The organism is Methylobacterium sp. WL8 (assembly GCF_008040045.1).
GTDB classification, from domain to species: Bacteria; Pseudomonadota; Alphaproteobacteria; order Rhizobiales; family Beijerinckiaceae; genus Methylobacterium; species Methylobacterium cerastii.
Genome location: NZ_VRVF01000039.1, coordinates 1 through 20,204, shown reverse-complemented (window position 1 = coordinate 20,204; position 20,204 = coordinate 1). Strand labels below are relative to the sequence as shown.

Genomic DNA, 20,204 nt, shown 5'->3' with positions numbered 1-20,204 from the left:
GGGGCGGTTTGCTTGATTTCCCGGACCGGATCGCGGAAACACCCTCACGGCAACGGGTTTTCTCTCGCGCGGCGCAACGCCGTGCGCCCGCGAACGGGCCACGGGTCAGAAGGCACGCATGGCGAACGTCGTCGTCGTAGGCGCCCAATGGGGCGATGAGGGCAAGGGCAAGATCGTCGACTGGCTCTCCGAGCAGGCCGACATCGTCGTCCGCTTCCAGGGCGGGCACAATGCCGGCCACACGCTGGTCATCGACGGCGTCACCTACAAGCTCGCGCTCCTGCCCTCGGGCGTGGTGCGCGGCGGCAAGCTTTCTGTGATCGGCAACGGCGTCGTCGTCGATCCCTGGCACCTGGTGGACGAGATCGCCCGCATCCAGGCGCAGGGCGTCGAGGTCTCGCCGAAATCGCTGCGCATCGCCGACAACGCGACGCTGATCCTGCCGCTGCACCGCGAGCTCGACCATTTTCGCGAGACCGCCAACGCCGGGCTGAAGATCGGCACGACCAAGCGCGGCATCGGCCCGGCCTACGAGGACAAGGTCGGCCGTCGCGCGATCCGCGTGGTGGACCTGGCCGACGCCGACACCCTGCCGGCCAAGATCGAGCGGGTGCTGACCCACCACAACGCGCTGCGTCGCGGCCTCGGCATCGCCGAGGTGGACGCGGCCGCTCTGCTCTCCGAATTGAAGGCGATCGCGCCGACGATCCTGCCCTATGCCTGCCCGGTCTGGGCGCTCCTCGACGAGGAGCGGCGCGCCGGCAAGCGCATCCTGTTCGAAGGGGCGCAGGGCGCGCTCCTCGACGTCGACCATGGCACCTATCCCTTCGTCACCTCCTCGAACATCGTGGCCGCGCAGGCGGCGACCGGCTCGGGCCTCGGCCCGGGTGCGATCGGCTACGTGCTTGGCATTGCAAAAGCCTACACCACCCGCGTCGGCGAGGGCCCGTTCCCGACCGAACTATTCGATGAAATCGGCGAGACCATCGGCCGGAAAGGCCGCGAGTTCGGCGTCAATACCGGGCGCAAGCGCCGCTGCGGCTGGTTCGACGCGGTGCTGGTGCGCCAGACGGTGCGGACGTCCGGCATCAACGGGATCGCGCTGACCAAGCTCGACATCCTCGATGGGTTCGAGACGATCGAGGTCTGCACCGGCTACCGCCTCGACGGCGCGGTGATCGACCACCTGCCGGCGAGCCAGGCGGCGCAGGCGCGCGTGGAGCCGATCTACGAGACCATCCCCGGATGGTCGGAAACGACTGCCGGCGCCCGCTCCTGGGCCGAGCTGCCGGCTCAGGCGATCAAGTACGTCCGGCGCATCGAGGAGCTGATCGGCTGCCCGGTGGCGCTGCTCTCGACCTCGCCGGAGCGCGACGACACCATACTGATGCACAATCCCTTCGAGGATTGATCGTCCGGTCCGTGCGACGCACGGACCGCGAACACGCGGATTCCAGAGGACATGGCCGATTACTACCCGTTGCTGGCGCGGGCGCTCGACGCCTTGCCCGACCGGACGCCGGCCATGCGCAAGGCCGTCTACGAGCGCGCGCGGAACGCCCTGATCGGCCAGCTCCGCTCGCTCGACCCACCCCTGCCCGAGGCGGACATCGACCTCGAACGGCAGGCGCTGGACAACGCGATCGAGCGCCTCGAACGCGACTACGGTGCCTCATCGGCCGCGCCTGAGCCCGCACCGCCTCCCGTCGTCTCACCGCGGGCTGCTCCAGCACCGGTTCCTCCGGCGAGGCCGGCACCGATCCCGGAGCCACCCGCACCTCCGCCTGCGCAGGCCTTCGAGCCGGCGCCCCCGCCCGAGCGGATATCGCCGCCTGAGCCCACGCCGCCGCCCGAGCCGACGCCGTTCCTGCCGCCGGCGCCGCCGCCGAGCTTCCTCCCGTTGCCGCCGGAGGAACCGCGCGAGGCGCCCGTTCCGATCACTGCGCGCAAGGCGAAAGCGCCGGATCCGGTCCCCGAGGCTCAGCTCGAGACCGTCGCACCGGCCGAGGTGGCCAACGATGCGATCGCGGCCAACGATTCGGCCAACGGCCGGCAGCGCCCGCGCATCGACGTGGTGGCACCGCGTGGCGGTCGCTCGCGACTGTTGCGCAACGCCTTCGTCGGCGTCGTCCTCACCGTGGTGATCGGCCTGATCGCGGTCGCGGCTTTCCTGCTGCGCGACAAGCCGGCGAACCTCCCCGCCGGGGGCGCAGAAACGGCGGAGACCCAGCAGGACCCGGGCGACACGAAGTACTCCGATCGGGTCGGCGGTGATCCGGTTCCCAGGGCGTCGCCGTCGGCGAACGCCCCGGCGACGGCGTCATCAAGCCCGCGCAATCCTTCGACGCAGCCGAGCCAGCCCGGCCTCGCGGTGGCGCAACGCGCCGTCCTGATCGAAGAGAACACGGCGACCCCGAACGCCGCGCCGATCTCGACAGCTGGGCGCGTGGTCTGGCGTCTTGATTCGGTGCCGGGCGAGCAGGGCCAGCCCCTGGAGACGGCGATCGTCGCGACGGTCACGGTGCCGGAGGCCGGCCTGACGCTGGTGATGACGATCCAGCGCAACCTCGATCAGACCCTTCCGGCGTCGCACACGATCAACCTCGTCTTCACCGGCACCGGGACCGAAGGCGAGAAACGCGCGGTGCAGGATATCGGCCTGCTTCAGGCCAAGGACGACGAAGCCGCCCGGGGCTCTCCAGTGTCGGGCCTGCCGATCCGCGTGACGGACAACCGGTTCCTGATCGGCCTGTCGTCGCTGCGTGGCGACGTCGATCGCAACACCGACCTGCTGCTGCACAAGCCCTGGTTCGACCTCGCGGTCCGCTACGTCAGCGGCCAACGTGCGGTCGTCAACTTCGAGAAGGGCAACGCCGGCACACAGGTCGTGCAGGATGCGTTCGACCAGTGGAAGTAAGCTGATCCGTCCTAAACGCAACGAAACCGCGTCTCCCCGCCCAGTGGAAGGGGGGAGGGGAGATGCGGGTCGGAAGTTCAAACCTGGCGAGAGCCACGCCTTACGCACCCATGCGCGGCGACTCGCGCGTGGCGAGGTTGCGTTTCACGGCTTCCTGTACCTTCTCGAACGCCCGCACCTCGATCTGACGCACGCGCTCACGCGAGACGCCGAACTCACCGGAGAGGTCTTCGAGGGTGATCGGGTCGTCGGCGAGCCGGCGTGCCTCGAAGATGCGCCGCTCGCGCGCATTTAGCACCGAGAGCGCGTCGCGCAGGGCCGACAGCCGGTTCTGGCCCTCCTGCTCGCCGGCTAGCACCGTCTCTTGGCTCGGAGCGTTGTCCACGAGCCAATCCTGCCACTCGCCCTCGCCCTCCTCGCGCAGGGGCGCGTTAAGCGAGGTGTCGCCGGACAGGCGCCGGTTCATGTCGATCACGTCCTGCTCGGGCACGCCGAGCCGAGTCGCGATCTGCGCGACCTGATCGGGCTTCAGGTCGCCTTCCTCGAGGGCCGAGATCTTGCCCTTCGCCTTACGCAGGTTGAAGAACAGCTTCTTCTGGTTGGCCGTGGTGCCCATCTTCACGAGCGACCACGACCGCAGGATGTATTCCTGGATCGCCGCCTTGATCCACCACATCGCATAGGTCGCAAGCCGAAAGCCCTTATCGGGATCGAAGCGCTTGACCGCCTGCATCAGGCCGACGTTACCCTCGGACACGACCTCGCCGATCGGCAGGCCATAGCCGCGATAGCCCATGGCGATCTTCGCCACGAGGCGCAGGTGCGACGTGACGAGGCGGTGTGCCGCCTCGCGGTCGCCGCCGTCGCGCCAGTTCTTGGCCAGCGTGAACTCTTCCGTCGGTTCCAGCATCGGGAACTTGCGGATCTCGTCGAGGTAGCGCGACAGGCCACCTTCGTTGGCGAGCACGGGCAATGCGCCGGCCATGGCAATCTCCTTAGATGGTCCCCCGATCGGGCGGACGCTGTGTGCGGAACGCCGCTTCTCAAGCCGGCGTACCGAACCCCATGGTAGTGGGGAAAGCTCCGGGCCGGTAGCGGGTCCGCGACGAGAACATAAACTCAACGCATCGCGGCTTTGGAAAGTCGAACCTGTCACGATCGGTCGCGGGTCTCGGTGCGGTTCCACACGCAAGCCCTTGACCGTGGCATCGCTGCGACAGCGTTCAGCTCTTCGCTAGCGCCGTTACCAAGTTCGCCATCTCCGGGGGAAGTTGGCTCTCGAAGCGAAGGTGCTCCCCAGTGCGCGGGTGGGCGAAGCCCAGGAGTGCCGCGTGCAGCGCCTGTCGCCCGAGCGTATGGAGCGCGCCCTGCGCCGTCTCCGACAACCGAGCGGCCTTGGTGATGAAGGCTCCGCCATAGATCGCGTCCCCCAGCAGCGGATGGCCGCGATGGGTCATGTGCACGCGGATCTGGTGCGTGCGCCCGGTCTCGAGCCGGCAGCGCACCAGCGCGGCCTCCGCGTAGGCAGCCTCCACGGCGTAGTGCGTCACCGCATGCCGGCCCTCGTCGCCGCGTACCACCGCGATCTTCTCGCGATTCTTGCGGCTGCGGTCGAGGTTGGCCTCGATGGTGCCGACGCGCGGCTCCGGCAGGCCCCAGACCAGGGCGAGGTAGGCCCGCTCCAGAGGGCCGCTGCGTCCGTGGTCGGCGAACTGCGCGGTGAGCCCCTTGTGGGCCGCGTCGTTCTTCGCGACGACGATCAGGCCGCTGGTGTCCTTGTCGAGGCGGTGGACGATGCCGGGCCGGCGTACGCCTCCGATGCCGGACAGGCTCGCCCCGCAATGGCCGATCAGGGCGTTCACCAGCGTGCCAGCCGCATGCCCCGGCGCCGGGTGGACCACCAGCCCGGCCGGCTTGTCGATCACCACTAGGTCGTCGTCCTCGTAGGCGATGACGAGATCGAGAGACTCAGCCTGCGGTTCGGCGGACACCGCCTCCGGCAGCACCACCGCCAGCACCGTGCCCGGCCCGACCTTCACCGCCGAATCGAGCACGGTCACCCCGTCACGGCGGACATGGCCCGCCTTCACCAGATCCTGAAGCCGCGCCCGCGAGACGTCCGGGAACGCGATCGCCAGGGCGCGGTCGAGCCGCACCCGCTCCGCCTCCGGCCCGATCACCGCCTGACGCTCGCCTTCGATCTCGAAACCCTGCAACACGCCACTCCTCACGACCCAGCGAAAAAGGCACCGCCCGGGTCTTGCTCCCTCGACGCACCGTCGCTATACGAACGCCTCGCCGGCCGATAGCTTCATCAGCCGCAGCGACCGCGCCCATCGTCTAGCGGTTAGGACAGGTCCCTCTCACGGATCAGACCGGGGTTCGATTCCCCGTGGGCGCGCCACTTCTGTGCAGAATTGCGAACGCCGGGCTTGATGTGCTGCCGGCCTCTGGTGCTGAAGTTTCCGAGTTTTCTTAAGTCGCCGAAGATGCGGATCACGTCCGCTTCGATCTCTTTCCGATCAACGATCGCGTGGACCACGCCTTCAAGGCTGGTATCTCGCCCGACGTCACGTGCTCGCGCATTGGACGCCCGACGTGGTCGATGTATCCAAGGCCGATCTCCGCTGCGTCCGGATCCGGCCAAGCTCGGTCTTCGTTAGGTTCCGCTTGGTCCGCAAAGCCGAGATCCCCTCTTTCAATCAGCCGTCCGGCTTATCCTTGCCGTCCTCCATCAGCCGGTTGAGCTGCGACGAGTTCGCGACGCAGCGCACCTTCGCGGCGGTCGCCTCCGCCATCCGCTCGGCATTTGGCGCCCAGAGCGAAGCCAAGGTCGCCCGTAGGGGCCCTGGCTGCAGCAGTTCGGCCACCAGGTCGACAGTCACGGGCGTGTCGAGCGTGGCCATTCGGATCGAGCAGCCCGTCGAACCCAGACGATCATGTCGTCGATGTCCACGGTGGTCGGACGGCGCACCACGCCCCAGTAGCGCTCGGCCATCACGAGGCGGCGCGCATAGAACCACCCGCCGATCAGCCCGGCGATGTAGGCCAGGGCGTACCACTTGATGGTGATCGGCCCGATCGCGACGGCGACCGGGTCGATGGCCGGAAAGGGCAGGGCGAAATGATCGGCCCCATTGAACTGGCTCTTCGCCGGGTTTGGTGGATCAGGCTGCGAGGAGGAACCGTCGGCGGAGGAGATCGAGGTTGGCGCGGCCGTACATGGCGCGCTTCAAGAGCTTGAGACGCGTGATCTGCCCTTCAGCCTGTCCACGGCTCCAAGGGAGTGTCAGCGCAGCCCGGACGGCGTCTCCGTCCTGACCGATGCTGGCAGCGAAGTTCTCGACGATGCGGACGCCGCAGGCTTGCGCTTCGCAGAGCCATTCATCGAACGCCGTGACATCCGATCTTCCCGATGGCGGCGTATGACAGCGGCTCCGGACGATCCGGCAGAACCGGCGACCGAGATCGACGACCTTGGCCGCCTCTGGATCCTGCAGGACACGCGCGACGACCGCGGCTGCCTCGGGGTCGAGGTCTTCGGGCTCACGCAGGAGATACCAGGACAGTTGCTTGGATGAGGCCAGGGGTGATGCGGTGGAGATCGCAATACGGATGTCAGCCGGTGCTGGCGACGACCGGATTGTCGTTTTGGCCGAGCCTGCGCGCCGCTCGGATAACCAGCGACGCACCTGCTTTGCGGTGCCGGCAAATCCGACACCCTGAAGTTCGCGCCAGAGTTGCGTCGCGTTCTCGCACCCCTCATCCAGGCGGACATGCAGATGCCCGAGATAAGGATCGAGCATGCTCGGCTTCGGCTCGCGCACGCCGTTCCGGGGGACGCTCGCGGCGAAGGCGTACTTGCGCACCGTGGCTCGGGCCAGGCCGGTCTCGCGATTGATGCGCCGAAGCGACTGTCCCTCCGCATGGCGGCGACGCACGTCATCGTAGACCGCTTCCCATCGACCGCGGGCCGCGGCCCGCGCCAGCATTTCGGACGGTGCGCGTGGATAGGCCGTGACGCGCTGAGTCGATGGCAATGACGGGGCCACGGCCGGCAATCGCTTCAGACGCGGATGGACGCGGGCGAGCCAGCGCTCGACCATCTGCCGGGTCTTGAGCAGGAGATGCCATCGGTCTGCGACCTGAACGGCATCGGGCGCACCCATGGTGGTCTCACGCGCATATTCGGTCGAGCGATCCCGTGCCACGACCTGGATCTGCGGGTCTCGCCGGAGCCGAGCCGCCAGCGTCGCGGCCGAACGATCCGGCAGCAGGTCGATGGGACGGCGGCGTTCGAGGTCGACCAGGATGGTGCCATAGGTTCGCCCCTTGCGCAGGCCCCCATCGTCGACACCGACGATGATCGGTTTGGATCGGGTCGGCAGCGGCCATTTGCGGATGTCACGCAGCAGCGTCGTGGCACGGGTCGGCATCGCCAGGTGCGGCCGCAGCCTTGGCCAGGTGCGGCAGCAGCCATGCGGCGGGCGTGGCACCGAGCGCCAGCGCGGTCCGAACCTGGGCCTCGGCCAGCCGGCAGGTCCTCTGAGCGTAGCGGTCGAGAAGGCGGGGCAGACGCTCGGCGAAGGTCCGACGCGCGCAAGCAGGATCGTGGCAGTAGAAGCGCCGGATCGTCAGGGTCGGACGCACCGCCCGACCGCTCGTCGGTAGGTCGGCGGGACGCCGGTGATAGCGACTATGCACTGACCGGCTGACCGTACGACAACCTGGGCAACGGGCATGATCGCGCTTCGCTTGAGCGGTCATGCGAAGGGCCGTGCTCTCCGCACGCGTCACGTGGAGAACGCGACAACCGGGGATGTAACAGAGAAGGGTCATGCCCTGATCTGAGAATCCCTGCCCGGTTCAGCCAGGAGCTACCTCCCAGCACCCCAAGCCGACCCAATCCACCAAACTTGGCGAAGAGCCACTTTCCAGGGGGAAGGCCACACAAGGTCACCGGGGTGAGGGCAGCCATCGAGGCGGCCGGCGCACGCTCGCTCTACCTCCCGGCCTATAGCCCGGACTTCAACCCGATCGAGCAAGCCTTCGCCAAGCTGAAGGCGCTCCTGCGAACGGCCGTCGCGCGCACCGTCCCAGACCTCTGGGCCGCCATCCGAGAAGCCTTCAAGGCCTTCCGCCCGTACGAATGCCGAAACTACGTCGCCGCTGCTGGATATGATGCCTTCGACCCAACATGACCGGCAAGGGCTCTAGGCCACTTGTGGCAACGCCGCCTTAGAAAAATCACGTCGAGCACTGATTTTCACTGCACTCTTTTTACTTCGATGGATGGCCGCCCATTGTCATGCAGGCTGTTTAATCCGAGTTTATGCAAAGATTTCGCATTGGGGAGTCCGTGATACCCAAGGCAAACCCTCCCACCAAGAAAGCTTTTCCATCCGACTTTTTTAGATATCTACATTCGCCACGGCCTCGGATGACGCGCGCCCCCCCGCGGGCGGGGAGTGGCCCGGCTGCACCCCGTCGTGCAGCCGGGAAGCGAAGGCGAAGCCGAAGCGACGGTGAGGGGTTGCCGAAGGACGAGCGACCTCCGGGCCGGCCCCCTCGCTGTCGGCTGCCGCCTCGCTTCGCCGACGACAAGGTCGGCAAAGCCCTCTCCCCGCACGCGGGGCGAGGGGATGCGCGCGCATCGAATCACCAAAAGCAGGGATGCGTGTGAATCCGGTGGCACCGGATCAGAAGCCGATCAGCAGGATCGCCAGCGCCGCGAGGGCGGCGCCGACCGCCGGGCCGGCGACCGGGATCAGGGCGTAGCCCCAATCCGAGCCGCCCTTGCCGGCGATCGGCAGCACCGCGTGGGCGAGGCGCGGCCCGAGATCGCGGGCGGGGTTGATCGCGTAGCCGGTGGTGCCGCCGAGCGACAGGCCGATGCTCCAGACCACCATGCCGACGAGGTAGGGCGCCAGCCCCGTGGGGATGTTGCCCGAAGCCCCCACCGACCGCGACAGCAGGGCGCTGATGATCAGGATCAGCAGGAAGGTGCCAATGATCTCGCTCGTCCAGTTGGCGGCCGTTTGCCGGATCGCCGGATCGGTGCAGAAGCAGGCCCGCTTCAGGCCCGGATCCTCGGTGACGGCCCAGTGCGGCAGGTAGTGCAGCCACACCACCGTCGCGCCGAGGAAGGCTCCGATCATCTGCGCCGGCACGTAGACTAGGAGCTTGCTCGGATTCCCGGAGGTGATCGCGCCGGCGATCGTCACAGCCGGGTTGAGGTGGGCGTCGGGGCTGCCGGTCGCGGTCGCGACGAAGATGCCGGCCAGCACCGCGAAGGCCCAGCCGGCGGTGATCGCGATCCAGCCTGCGCCTTCCGCCTTGGAGCCGCGCAGCAGCGCGCCGGCCACGACCCCGTTGCCAAGGATGATCAGCACCATCGTGCCGAGAAGCTCGCCCAGGAACGGCGATGTCATGGGGTGTCCTCCGAAAATGTCCGAGACGGGAAGCGGCGAGGCGGCCTCGTCCCAAATCCGGTCGATCCCTTCGGGATGGCGGATTTGGCCGTCGCTCATGCGCCGCGCGGGCTTGCGGATACGGCGTCCGCTTTGATCAAGCGGATGCCGTATCAGTCCTCCTGCTCGTCCCAGTCGAAGGCGCGCTTCACGGCGCGGCCCCAGGCGGCGGTGATGCGTCGGCGCTCGCCCGCATCCATGTTCGGCTCCCAGCGCCGGTCGACGCCCCAGTTGCGCACGAGGTCGTCGGTGCTCTTCCAGTAGCCGGTGGCGAGGCCGGCGGCGTAGGCCGCGCCGAGCGCCGTCGTCTCGGTGACCTTCGGGCGCACCACCGGCACGTCGAGGATGTCGGCCTGGAACTGCATCAGGGTGACGTTGGCGACCATGCCGCCGTCCGAGCGCAGCTCGCGCACGGGGATGCCGGAATCCTTCTCCATCGCCTCCAGCACCTCGTGCGTCTGGAAGGCGGTGGCCTCCAGGCAGGCGCGGGCGATGTGGCCGCGGTTGGCGTAGCGGGTCAACCCGATGATCAGCCCGCGCGCACCCTCGTTCCAGTGCGGCGCGTAGAGGCCCGAGAAGGCGGGCACGAAGTAGACGCCGCCGTTGTCCGCGACCGTTGTGGCGAGGCTCTCGACCTCGGCGCTGTCCTTGATCATGTGTAGGTTGTCGCGCAGCCACTGCACCAGCGCGCCGGTGATCGCGATCGAGCCCTCCAGCGCGTAGACCGCCGGCTTGCCGTCGAGCTTGTAGCCCAGCGTCGTCACGAGGCCGCAGGTGGAGGGCACCGGCGTCTCGCCGGTGTTCATCAGCGCGAAGCAGCCGGTGCCGTAGGTGTTCTTGGCCTCGCCCGGCTGGAAGCAGGTCTGGCCGAACAGGGCCGCCTGCTGGTCGCCGAGGATGCCGGCGATCGGCACGCCGGAAAACGGCACCCGCGTCTCGCCGTAGACCTGCGAGGACGAGACGATCTCGGGCAGCATGGCGCGGGGGATGCCGAAGGCGGCGAGCATGCCGTCGTCCCAGGCCAGCGTCTCGAGGGACATCAGCTGCGTGCGGCTGGCGTTGGTCACGTCGGTGAGGTGGAGGCCGCCGTCCGGGCCGCCGGTCAGGTTCCAGACGAGCCAGGTGTCGATGTTGCCGAACAGCACGTCGCCGGCTTCCGCCTTCTCGCGGGCGCCCTCGACGTGGTCGAGGAGCCAGCGCAGCTTCAGCCCCGAGAAGTAGCTCGCCAGCGGCAGCCCGGTCAGCGCGCGGAAGCGGTCGCGCCCGCCGTCGCGGGCGTATTCGGTCACGAGGCGGTCGTTGCGCGTGTCCTGCCAGACCAGGGCGTTGTGGAGCGGCGCACCCGTGCGCTTGTCCCAGATCAGGGTGGTCTCGCGCTGGTTGGTGATGCCGATCGACAGGAGGTCCTTCGGCGTCAGCCCGGCGCCGTCGAGGGCGTCCTGCATCACCCCTTGCGTGTTGCGCCATATCTCCATCGGGTCATGCTCGACATGGCCCGGCCGCGGGTAGATCTGCGCGTGCTCGCGCTGCTTGCAGACGATGATGCGCCCCTCGCGGTCGAACACGATGAAGCGGCTGCTGGTGGTGCCCTGGTCGATGGCGCCGACATACTGGGACATGGCTGTCTTCCCTCCCTCGAGGAACGTGGGTCGATCTTGGTCTCGCGGACCGGTCTTCGCGCCGGTTCCGCCGTTCGGATCTTTCAGGCCGCCTCCGCCTTTCGCGTCAGGTAGGCGGACAGGCGCGCGGCCCCCTCCGGACCGGTGCGCAGGCCGAGCTTCGAGCGGCGCCAGAGGATGTCCTCCGCCGTGCGGACCCATTCGGTCCGGACGAGGTAGTCGACCTCCGCCGCGCTCAAGCCTCCGTCGAAGGCCTCGCCGAGGTCGGCGAGGCTGCGCGCGCCGGCCACGATCGCCCGCGCCTCGGTGCCGTAGGCGCGGGCGAGGCGCTTGGCGGTCTCGGCCGGCAGGAACGGCGCCTCGCGGGCGAAGGCTTTGAGGAACGCGTCGAAATCCGCCTCCGGCATGGCCCCGCCGGGCAGGGTCGCCTCCCCCGTCCAGGCCGGCTCGAGGTTCGGGAAGTAGGCTGCGATCTTCTCGATCGCGTGCTCGGCCAGGCGCCGGTAGGTGGTGATCTTGCCGCCGAACACGGACAGCGCGGGCGCCTGCCCGCCGGCGTCGTCCACGTCGAGCACGTAGTCGCGCGTCACCGCCGAGGCGTTCGCGGCGGCGTCGTCGTAGAGCGGCCGCACCCCCGAATAGCTCCAGACCACGTCCTCCGGCCCGATGGCGCGCGCGAACGAGCGGTTGACGCAGTCGCAGAGGTAGCGCGTCTCGTCCTCCGAGATCCGCACCGGGCCGGGCTCGTCCTCGTAGGGGACGTCGGTGGTGCCGATCAGCGTGAAGTGGCGCTCGTAGGGAATCGCGAAGATGATGCGCTTGTCCGGCTGCTGCAGGATGTAGGCCTGGTCGCCCTCGTAAAGTCTGCGCACCACGATGTGGCTGCCCTTGATCAGCCGCACCGCCGCGCGGCTGTTCACGCCGAGCGTGCCGCCCAGCGTCTCGCTGACCCAGGGGCCGGCGGCGTTCACCACCGCCTTCGCCCGGACCGTCTCGGTGCGCCCGGTGACGGCGTCGCGCAGGGTCGCGGTCCAGGTCCCGTCGATGCGGCGCGCCGACTCGACGCCGGTCCGGGTGCGGATCTCGGCGCCGCGCGCCCGCGCATCCATGGCGTTGAGCACCACGAGGCGGCTGTCCTCGACCCAGCAGTCGGAATAGACGAACCCCTTCGTCAGGCGGTCCTGCAACGGCGCGCCCACAGGTGATGTTCGCAAACGAACCATCTTCGAGCCGGGGAGGGTGCGGAGCCGCGCGAGGTGGTCGTACAGGAACAGGCCGACCCGCAGCATCCAGGCCGGGCGCAGGCCCTTGTCGTGCGGCAGCACGAAGCGCAGCGGCCAGATGATGTGCGGCGCCTGCCGCAGCAGGCGCTCGCGCTCGGCCAGGGCCTCCCGCACCAGGCGGAACTCGTAGTATTCGAGGTAGCGCAGCCCGCCGTGGATCAGCTTCGTGCTCGACGACGAGGTGAACTCGGCGAGGTCCCCGCGCTCGCACAGCAGCACCGAGAGGCCGCGGCCCGCCGCGTCGCGGGCGATGCCGGTGCCGTTGATGCCGCCGCCGATGACGAGCAGGTCGTAGGGGGCGCCAGGCGCCCGCACGTTCGAGACCGTCGTCATGGTTCACCTCCCGCCCCGGCCGATGCCGCGTTCGGCAGAATATTGCCTTATCTTAGGATTTTCGCAAGCGAAAATTTTGATGTTCGTTACGGTTCGTCCCGGTCGGCCACCGCGAGGGTGACGCCGTGGCGCTCCATCAGCGCGGCGATCTCGGGCGGCGGGGCGCGGTCGGTGAAGAAGGTGTCGACCTGCTCGAGCCGCCCGACCTCGACCATCGGCCGGCGGGTGAACTTGGTGTGGTCGGCCACGAGGAAGGTCTGGCGCGCATGCGCCAGGATGGTCTGCGTCGCCCGCACCTCCTCGTAGTCGTAGTCGAGGAGGGCGCCGTCGCCGTCGATGCCGCTGATGCCGATCACCGCCACGTCGACGCGGAACTGGCTGAGCGTGTCGCAGGTGAGTTGCCCCAGAACCGCGCCGTCGCGGTTGCGGATGGTGCCGCCGGCCACGACGATGCGGAAGTCGGTCGCCTCCGCCAGCCCGACCGCCACGTTGAGGTTGTTGGTGATGATGCTCAGGTCGTCGTGCCGGACGAGCTCTCGCGCCACCGCCTCCGGCGTGGTGCCGATGTTGAGGAAGACCGAGCAGTGCGACGGGATGCGGCTCGCCGCGAGCCGGCCGATCCGCGTCTTCTCGGACAGGAGCGTGGTGCGGCGGTCGGCGTAGGCGATGTTCTCGACGCTGGAGGGCAGGCCGCCGCCGCCGCGGTAGCGCTCCAGCCGCCCCTCCGCGCTGAGCTCGTTCAGGTCGCGCCGGATGGTCTGGACGGTGACGCCGAACTGGCTCGCCAGGGCTTCGATCGTCACGAACCCGCGCTGGCGGACGGCGACGACGATCGCCGAGCGCCGCGCCTCCACCGCCGACGCGTCGGCGCGCTCGCTCGCCTTCCGCTCGAAACCGCCCCGATCGAGGATACGCGTCATGGGGATTCCGGCCCGGGACATGCTGGTCTCGCAACGCCCGCCGATCCTTCCCGTTCGCCGCCGTCTAAGACGAAGAAGGGAAGGGGGAGGCGGGCGTTCCGACACGAAGTGTATGTGACCGGCCGGGTTTCGCAAACGAAACGCCGCATCATCGTTTGGGATGAGCGCCGACCGTTCGCACCGGACGCGGACGCTGCGTTTCCGGCCCTCGCGCTTGTCTCGACGAAGCGGCGCGCCGATGTTGGCGCGCATCGCCTTCGAAGGGCCATGCGGGAAGCGGTCGCTGTCCGCGCGAACGGGGAGGGACGTCGTCGATGCCGGAGGTCGTCCGGGACGCGCCCGCCGCGGTGGGGTTCTCGCAAAACGCCCCTGACCGCCAAGACCGCGCGGCGCATCGGCGGATGATCGGCCCGCCGCCATTCGGAGAGCGGTCCTGAAAGCGGACCTCTCGGCCGCCGAGGCCCGCCGCATCGCCCTGGCGGCGCAGGGTTTTGCAGCGGGGCGGCGTGAGGGCGCCGTCACCGACGCGCGGATGCACCGGGAGATCGGCCGCCTCGGCCTGCTCCAGATCGACAGCGTGAACGTGCTGGTGCGCGCACACTACCTGCCGCTGTTCTCGCGGCTGGGCGCCTACGCGCGCGACCGCCTCGACGCGATGGCCGCCGCCCGGCCGATGCGGTTCTTCGAATACTGGGGCCACGAGGCCTCGCTGCTGCCCATCGACCACCACCCCCTGCTGCGCTGGCGCATGGCCCGCGCCCGCGACGGCCGCGACGTGTGGCGGCGGCTCGAACCCTTCGCCGGGGAACGGCGCAACGAGGCCGAGGCGGTCCTCGCCCGCATCGCGGCGGACGGGCCGCTGGCCGCCTCGGACCTGGCGGAAACCCGGGCCGGGTCCGGCATGTGGGCGTGGAGCGCGGGCAAGCACGCGCTCGAATGGCTGTTCTGGGCCGGCCTCGTCGCCGCGACGCACCGGCGCGGCAGCTTCGAGCGGGTCTACGACCTGCCCGAGCGGGTGCTCCCCCGCGCCGTGCTCGCGCGCCCGACCCCGACCGGTGCCGACGCCCGGCGGGACCTGATATCGCATGCGGCCCGGGCGCTCGGCGTGGCGACGGCGCAGGACCTGCGCGACTACTACCGCCTCTCGCCGGCCGACGCGGACCGACCGATCGCTGAGCTGGTCGAGGACGGGACGCTCGTGCCGGCCGAGGTTCGCGGCTGGCGCCGCCAAGCCTACCTGCACAGGGATGCGCGCCCCGGCCGCCGGCTCGACGGGGCGGCGCTGCTGTCGCCCTTCGATCCGCTGGTCTGGCACCGCCCGCGCACCGAGCGACTGTTCGGGTTCCGCTACCGCCTCGAGATCTACACGCCCGCCCACAAGCGCGAGCACGGCTACTACGTCCTGCCGTTCCTGATGGACGGCGCCCTCGTCGCCCGCGTGGACCTGAAGGCGGACCGCAAGCGCGGCCGGCTCGTCGTCCAGCGGGTGCACCTGGAACCGGAGGCGCCCCCCGCCACCCTGGAACGCCTGCTGGTGGAACTCCGCCTGATGGCATCGTGGCTCGACCTACCGAGGCTTGCCGCCGCCCCCGCCGCGGCCGGCACCGGCCTGCCCGTCGCTGACGCCGTCGAGGCCGACCCGCCGGCCGCAGAACCGGTGGGGTGAGGGTCTCGGGGGTCGCGCGTTCAGTGGCGGGAAGCGGTGGCGGCGCGCCGGGTCGCCAGGGCCGTCGCGAGGTCGATGGCCAGCGCCAGGACCATCGCGGCCGCGCCGAGGGCGAACAGCAGCGCGTAGTCGCCTCCGGTGTGCGCGAAGACGAAGGACAGCCCGTAGGCGGCGCCCGCCTGGAACAGCGCGAAGGCCACGGTCGCGACGCTCCAGGCCGCCTTCTGCCGTTCCGGGTCGTCGGGGAGGAGTTCGCCGAGGCGGCCGAGCATGAGCGGGACGGTTCCGGTGACGAAGGCGCCGACCGTGACGCTGGACAGGACCAGCCACGGCTCGCCGAGGCCGAGCGCCGGGATCGCGACGGCCCCGGCCTCGACCAGGAAGGCGAGGCGAAGCGCGGTGCCGAAGCCGACCCGGTCGGCCAGGTGCCCGACGAGGATCGGGCCGACCGTCGCACCGAGGCCGAACAGCACCCAGTAATGCGAGCCGGCCTGGATGCCGCGTCCGAGGCCGCGGGCGACGAGGTCGACGAGGAAGAGCATGTGCGGCACCCAGGCCGCCGCGTTGAGCGCGTATTCGGCGTAGAGCGCCCGCAGCGTCGCTCGGCCGGGGCTCCGGGACGGCGCGGCCCGCGCCCCCACCCGGGCCGGCGCCGGCGCCTCGGACGGCCAGCCCCGCCAGCCGAGGAGCGTGAGCAGGGCGGAGAGCGCGCCGAGGCCGAACCAGGCCTGCCGCAGCCCGCCCTGCAGCAGGAGCGGGACCAGCGTCCCCGATGCCGCGACGCCCGCGCCGATGCCCATGAAGATCAGCCCGCCGGCCAGGCCCCGCTTGCCCGGGGGCACGTGCGGCAGCACGGCGGGCGCCGCCAGCACCATCAACGCGCCTCCCGCGAAGCCCGACGCGAAGCGCCAGGCGAAGAACCACGCGACGCTCAAGGGGAAGGCGCAGGCGAAGAACGCCACCGTCGCCAGCCCCATCATGCCTCGGAGGACCGTCGGAACGCGGGTCCGGGCGGCGAGCCGACGCCCGAGGAGGGCGCCCGCGAGATACCCGGCGAGGTTGGCCGCCCCGAGATAGGCCGCGGTCGAGGCCGGAAACCAGCCGCCGTCGATGATCGCCGGAAGCAGGGGCGTGTAGGCGAAGCGTGCGAGGCCGATGCCGACCAGGCTGGCGCAGGAGGCCGACGCGACCGCGCGCCAGGCCCGCCGCCCGTCGGCAGAGGTCGGCAGGGGACCAGGCTGCAGTGACGTCGGCACGGCCATGGGACGAGGCTCCCGCCATCGGGTTGAGAGGGTGCATTCCGCAGGCACGGATGCCGGTCGCGCGCGCAAAACACTTAGCCGCTGCCGATCGCGGCGCGAACGGGATCGCGCCTCACGCCGTGGCGAATTCGAGACGAACGCCGCCGGGCATCGTGCACAGGAAATGGTGGGTCTCCGAGCCCTCTCGCATCGGGCCGGGTGCGAACTCGATCGTCGTGCCGGGATGGGCGCCGACCCGCTCGTGGGCCGCAACGAGCGCCGCCCGGTCGGCGACCGTGAGGGCGAGGTGGTGCAGGCCGACGTTGGCGCGCCGGTCGAACGGCACCGCCGTCTCGGGGTCCGCGACCCGCCACAGCGTCACCAGGATCGCGCCGTCGGAGACGAAGACCGCCGGGTAGGACGGCACGCTGCCGGCGACGCGCCATCCGAGCGCCTCGACGAAGAAACGCTCGGCGGCTTCGAGGTCCGGCACGGCGAGGCCGACATGGTGCGCGCCGCGGGTCAACGGGTTCGTCATGCGGGGATTTCCTGAGAGAATTTTCAAGCGGAGTGGATGCCGGCTCGCGTGAAGAACATGCGACCGCACGGCAGGCTAGAGACCTTCCCGGGATCCGGGGATCACGGGAAGGTCTCTCAGGCGCGCCACCTCGGCGCGCAGGTCGGCGACCTCGGTTAGCAGCGGACGAAGCTCGGCCGCGATCTCGGCGCGGGTGAAGCGCGGCTCGATGTATTGCGGGCAGTTCCAGTCGAACCCCACCACGTCGACGACGAACGCGGAGGCGGCCGGCGGCGCGTCGGGGTGGACGACCTGCGCGACGAGGTCGGGGTCGTCGGCGGCCGCAACGACGCGCGCATGCCCGATCAGCTTGAGCCGGCGCCGGGCGGGGTAGTCCATCGCGAACAGGGCGACGCGCCCGCGCTCGATCACGTTGCCTTGCGAGATGAACTGGCGGTTGCCGGGGTAGTCGGCAAAGCCGATCCGGTTGCCGCCCAGCGCCCGGACGAAGCCGGCCGGGCCGCCGCGATGCTGGAGGTAGGGCCACCCGTCGGGGCCGACGCTGGCGAGGTAGACGCTGTCGCGCGCCTGCAGGAATTCGTGCTCGCGCTCGGTCAGCGCGTCGCGTTCGTCGGGGGACGCCGCGTCGCGTCGGGCGTAGCTGGCACGCGAGCCGGCTTGCGCCTGGAGCGTGCGCGCCGCCTCGCCGAACAGGGTGTGGAAGTAGGTGTTGGGCATGCATGTGAATGTACGACGTCACGGATTGGCGATAATCCGTCCTGTCGGCAGTTCAGTGTTTCACCGGGAGGAATGATCGTGGACCGCTTCGCGGCGCTGACCACCTTCGTCGCGGTGGCCGAGCGGGGCGGCTTCAAGGTCGCCTCCCGTCACCTCGGCGTCTCGCCGCCCGCCGTGACGCGGACGATCGCCGCCCTGGAACGGCATCTCGGCGTGCCGCTGTTCCGGCGCTCGACCCGCAGCGTGGCTTTGACGGAGGAGGGCGCAGCGCTCCTGGAGCGCGCCCGCGAGATCCTGATGCGGCTGCAGGACGCCGAGCACGTCGTGATGGGGCGCCAGACGACGCCGCAGGGCGAACTGCAGATCACCGCGCCGGTGGTCTTCGGCCGCCTGCACGTGCTTCCCGTGGTGGCCGACCTCCTCGCCCGCCACCGGCAGATGTCGGTGCGACTGCTGCTCCTCGACCGCAACATCCGCCTCGTCGAGGAGGGGATCGACGTGGCGGTCCGCATCGGCGAGCCCCGCGACAGCAGCCTGCGCTCGGTCGCCGTCGGCACGGTACGGCAGGTCCTCGTCGCGAGCCCGACCTATTGCGCCGCGCGCGGGCACCCCGCCGACCCGAAGGCGCTCGACCTGCATGACCTCATCGCGGGCGACAACGTCCGGACCAGCTCGCAGTGGCGCTTCGGCCCGCACTCGGTCGGCGTCGCAATCACGCCGCGCCTCACCGTGACCTCGATCGACGCCCAGCTCGCAGCCGCAGCCGCCGGCCTCGGGATCGCGAACGTGCTGAGCTACCAGGCGGCCGAAGGCCTGGCCGCAGGCACCCTGCGCCGCGTGCTGGACGCGCACGCCCCGCCGCCCGTGCCGATCCACCTGCTGTTCGACGCCGGCCGCGCGAACCTGCCGAGCGTCCGCCTGTTCCTCGACGGCATGCGCGCCCGCGCGAAGAACGGGGCCTGGCAGTGAAGCCAGCTCGCCTGTCCAGAAAAAGAGAGAGATTGATCCGCTGGACATCGACGCACGGCGATCGGCCGCTCCGCCGAATGGCGCGGCCACGTCTGAAGGGCGGCTGACGACCGATCGAGAACCGGGCGGCGCTGACCGGTATCCTGTTCGTGCTGCGCTCAGGTCTGCCCTGGGAGATGCTGCCCGCCGAGATGGCTGCGGCTGCGGGATGAGTTGCTAGCGGCGCCTGCGTGACTGGCAGGCGGCAGGGATTTGGGCGCGACTGCATCAGGTCCTGCTGGAGCGCCTGCACGCGGCGGGTGAGATCGATTGGAGCCGGGCGAGCCTGGACAGCGCGTCTGTTCCGGCGAAAAAGGGGGCTCTGCGACGGGGCCGAACCCGACGGACCGGGGCAAGCCGGGCACGAAGCGCCACGTCGTCACCGATGCGCGCGGGACGCCGCTCGGCTTCTGCCTGAGCGGGGCCAATCGGCACGACAGCCCGATGCTGGCCCCGACGCTCGACGCGATCCCGCCCCTGCGTAGCGGACGGCGCGGGCGACCGCGCCGACGGCCCAACGAGCTGCACGCGGACAAGGCCTACGGTGCCAAGGCGCGACGCCAGGAATGCCGGGCCCGCGGGATCACGCCCCGCATCGCCCGCAAAGGCATCGAGAGCAGCGAGCGGCTTGGGCGTCATCGCTGGGTCGTTGAGCGCACCCACGCGTGGTTCAACCGCTTCCGCCGCCTGCCCGTCCGCTACGAACGACGCGCCGACATCTACGAAGCCTTCACCAGCCTCGCCACCAGCCTTATCACCCTCAACCAGATCAGAGGGTTCTGTTAGGCACTCTAAGCGCGGCTTCGTCCTGCTCCCACGACGATGGGTGGTGGAGCGCTCCTTCGCCTGGGCGACCCGCTTCCGGCGCATCGTCAAAGACTGTCCGACGTCAGCACCTGTGGGACAGATTGAGGGTCTTCACGAACGGAGGATGGCTGGTTCATCGTAGCCCCTGAGGAGCGAAGATGAAGCAGACATCCGGACCGGCCAAGAAGCCGGCAGAAGCGGTGATCAAGGACATCCGCCGGGCCACACGTCGACAGTTCTCGTCCGAGGAGAAGATCCGTGTGGTGCTGGAAGGCTTGCGCGGCGAGGACAGCATCGCCGAGCTGTGCCGGCGCGAGGGGATCGCCGCCTCGATGTACTACGGCTGGTCCAAGGAGTTCCTAGAGGCGGGCAAGAAGCGCCTGTCTGGCGACACGGCGCGCGCGGCAACGACGGACGAGGTGCGGGATCTGCGCCGCGAGACGGGGGCGCTGAAGGAGGTCGTGGCTGATCTCGTGCTGGAGAACCGTCTGCTTAAAAAAACGTATGGCCCGCCCCGTCTGCAAGGTCGTCGATGAAGATGCCTGTGACCGGTCTGCACTGATCCTCCCCCGGTTCCACGGACACCTCTGATACGCTCCTTGCGGGCGGGGAAGGTGTTTGATGGCCAAGACGAGACGCGAGTTCACCCCAGAGTTCAAACGCGAGGCGGTAGCGCTGCTGGAGA

At 69.7% G+C, this 20,204-nt stretch carries 14 protein-coding genes, 1 tRNA gene and 6 pseudogenes; 9 read left to right on the top strand and 12 right to left on the bottom strand.

Going from position 1 to position 20,204, the window contains the following annotated elements:
• Nucleotides 1-118: 118 nt before the first annotated feature.
• Nucleotides 119-1,411, top strand: a complete 1,293-nt coding sequence (locus FV234_RS15060; protein WP_147764058.1) for an adenylosuccinate synthase — start codon at nucleotides 119-121, stop codon at nucleotides 1,409-1,411.
• 51 nt (nucleotides 1,412-1,462) lie between these two features.
• Nucleotides 1,463-2,917, top strand: a complete 1,455-nt coding sequence (locus FV234_RS15055) for a histidine kinase (protein WP_147830158.1) — start codon at nucleotides 1,463-1,465, stop codon at nucleotides 2,915-2,917.
• Between the two features lie 100 nt (nucleotides 2,918-3,017).
• Here the strand turns inward: FV234_RS15055 and rpoH are convergent, their stop codons facing one another.
• A complete protein-coding gene (gene rpoH, locus FV234_RS15050) occupies nucleotides 3,018-3,902 on the bottom strand; it encodes an RNA polymerase sigma factor RpoH (protein WP_147830156.1) in 885 nt (294 codons plus the stop codon).
• Between the two features lie 238 nt (nucleotides 3,903-4,140).
• Complete coding sequence (locus tag FV234_RS15045) at nucleotides 4,141-5,118, bottom strand: RluA family pseudouridine synthase (protein WP_147830184.1); 978 nt, start codon at nucleotides 5,116-5,118, stop codon at nucleotides 4,141-4,143.
• 128 nt (nucleotides 5,119-5,246) lie between these two features.
• Between FV234_RS15045 and FV234_RS15040 the strand changes: the two genes are divergently transcribed.
• Nucleotides 5,247-5,321: transfer RNA gene (locus tag FV234_RS15040), tRNA-Glu, on the top strand.
• A 298-nt stretch (nucleotides 5,322-5,619) separates the two neighbouring features.
• On the opposite strand, the gene FV234_RS15035 is transcribed toward FV234_RS15040, so the two are convergent.
• From FV234_RS15035 to FV234_RS15025, 3 genes and pseudogenes are all read right to left on the bottom strand, one after another.
• Entirely contained in the window at nucleotides 5,620-5,823 is a 204-nt protein-coding gene (locus FV234_RS15035) for a hypothetical protein (RefSeq protein WP_147830154.1), read from the bottom strand.
• 20 nt (nucleotides 5,824-5,843) lie between these two features.
• Nucleotides 5,844-6,035: pseudogene (locus FV234_RS15030) on the bottom strand (prolipoprotein diacylglyceryl transferase family protein); the annotation flags it as partial.
• A gap of 49 nt (nucleotides 6,036-6,084) precedes the next feature.
• A pseudogene (locus FV234_RS15025) lies at nucleotides 6,085-7,756 on the bottom strand (ISL3 family transposase).
• A 110-nt stretch (nucleotides 7,757-7,866) separates the two neighbouring features.
• On the opposite strand from FV234_RS15025, the pseudogene FV234_RS15020 reads away from it, so the two are divergent.
• A pseudogene (locus FV234_RS15020) lies at nucleotides 7,867-8,118 on the top strand (transposase); the annotation flags it as partial.
• Between the two features lie 498 nt (nucleotides 8,119-8,616).
• On the opposite strand, the gene FV234_RS15015 reads toward FV234_RS15020, so the two are convergent.
• The 4 genes from FV234_RS15015 to FV234_RS15000 form a co-directional block, all read right to left on the bottom strand.
• Nucleotides 8,617-9,348 carry an MIP/aquaporin family protein gene (locus FV234_RS15015; RefSeq protein ID WP_147753086.1) on the bottom strand — a complete coding sequence of 244 codons (732 nt, stop codon included), beginning with the start codon at nucleotides 9,346-9,348 and terminating at the stop codon, nucleotides 8,617-8,619.
• A gap of 152 nt (nucleotides 9,349-9,500) precedes the next feature.
• Nucleotides 9,501-11,006, bottom strand: coding sequence for a glycerol kinase GlpK (gene glpK / locus FV234_RS15010; RefSeq protein ID WP_147814943.1), 1,506 nt, complete (start codon nucleotides 11,004-11,006; stop codon nucleotides 9,501-9,503).
• Between the two features lie 83 nt (nucleotides 11,007-11,089).
• Nucleotides 11,090-12,622, bottom strand: coding sequence for a glycerol-3-phosphate dehydrogenase (gene glpD / locus FV234_RS15005; RefSeq protein WP_147830152.1), 1,533 nt, complete (start codon nucleotides 12,620-12,622; stop codon nucleotides 11,090-11,092).
• An 86-nt stretch (nucleotides 12,623-12,708) separates the two neighbouring features.
• Complete coding sequence (locus FV234_RS15000) at nucleotides 12,709-13,542, bottom strand: DeoR family transcriptional regulator (RefSeq protein WP_147753088.1); 834 nt, start codon at nucleotides 13,540-13,542, stop codon at nucleotides 12,709-12,711.
• A gap of 433 nt (nucleotides 13,543-13,975) precedes the next feature.
• Here FV234_RS15000 and FV234_RS14995 point away from each other — a divergent pair, with 433 nt between their 5' ends.
• Nucleotides 13,976-15,208: a crosslink repair DNA glycosylase YcaQ family protein gene (locus tag FV234_RS14995; RefSeq protein WP_187273696.1), complete on the top strand. Its 1,233-nt coding sequence runs from the start codon at nucleotides 13,976-13,978 to the stop codon at nucleotides 15,206-15,208.
• A 20-nt stretch (nucleotides 15,209-15,228) separates the two neighbouring features.
• Here FV234_RS14995 and FV234_RS14990 read toward each other — a convergent pair whose 3' ends face one another.
• The 3 genes from FV234_RS14990 to FV234_RS14980 all read right to left on the bottom strand — a co-directional run bounded on the left by FV234_RS14990 (nucleotide 15,229) and on the right by FV234_RS14980 (nucleotide 17,704).
• Nucleotides 15,229-16,464, bottom strand: coding sequence for a YbfB/YjiJ family MFS transporter (locus FV234_RS14990; RefSeq protein WP_246686210.1), 1,236 nt, complete (start codon nucleotides 16,462-16,464; stop codon nucleotides 15,229-15,231).
• Between the two features lie 118 nt (nucleotides 16,465-16,582).
• The gene (locus FV234_RS14985) at nucleotides 16,583-16,987 is read right to left on the bottom strand and encodes a VOC family protein (protein WP_147815322.1); all 405 of its coding nucleotides are present in this window, start codon (nucleotides 16,985-16,987) and stop codon (nucleotides 16,583-16,585) included.
• A 75-nt stretch (nucleotides 16,988-17,062) separates the two neighbouring features.
• Complete coding sequence (locus FV234_RS14980) at nucleotides 17,063-17,704, bottom strand: pyridoxamine 5'-phosphate oxidase family protein (protein ID WP_147815321.1); 642 nt, start codon at nucleotides 17,702-17,704, stop codon at nucleotides 17,063-17,065.
• 78 nt (nucleotides 17,705-17,782) lie between these two features.
• On the opposite strand from FV234_RS14980, the gene FV234_RS14975 reads away from it, so the two are divergent.
• The 4 genes and pseudogenes from FV234_RS14975 to FV234_RS14960 all read left to right on the top strand — a co-directional run.
• Entirely contained in the window at nucleotides 17,783-18,673 is an 891-nt protein-coding gene (locus FV234_RS14975) for a LysR family transcriptional regulator (RefSeq protein ID WP_147830145.1), read from the top strand.
• 77 nt (nucleotides 18,674-18,750) lie between these two features.
• Nucleotides 18,751-19,498, top strand: a pseudogene (locus FV234_RS14970) (IS5 family transposase).
• 4 nt (nucleotides 19,499-19,502) lie between these two features.
• Nucleotides 19,503-19,592, top strand: a pseudogene (locus FV234_RS14965) (IS5/IS1182 family transposase); the annotation flags it as partial.
• Nucleotides 19,593-19,677: 85 nt separating this feature from the next.
• Nucleotides 19,678-20,019, top strand: a pseudogene (locus FV234_RS14960) (transposase); the annotation flags it as partial.
• Nucleotides 20,020-20,204 lie beyond the last annotated feature (185 nt).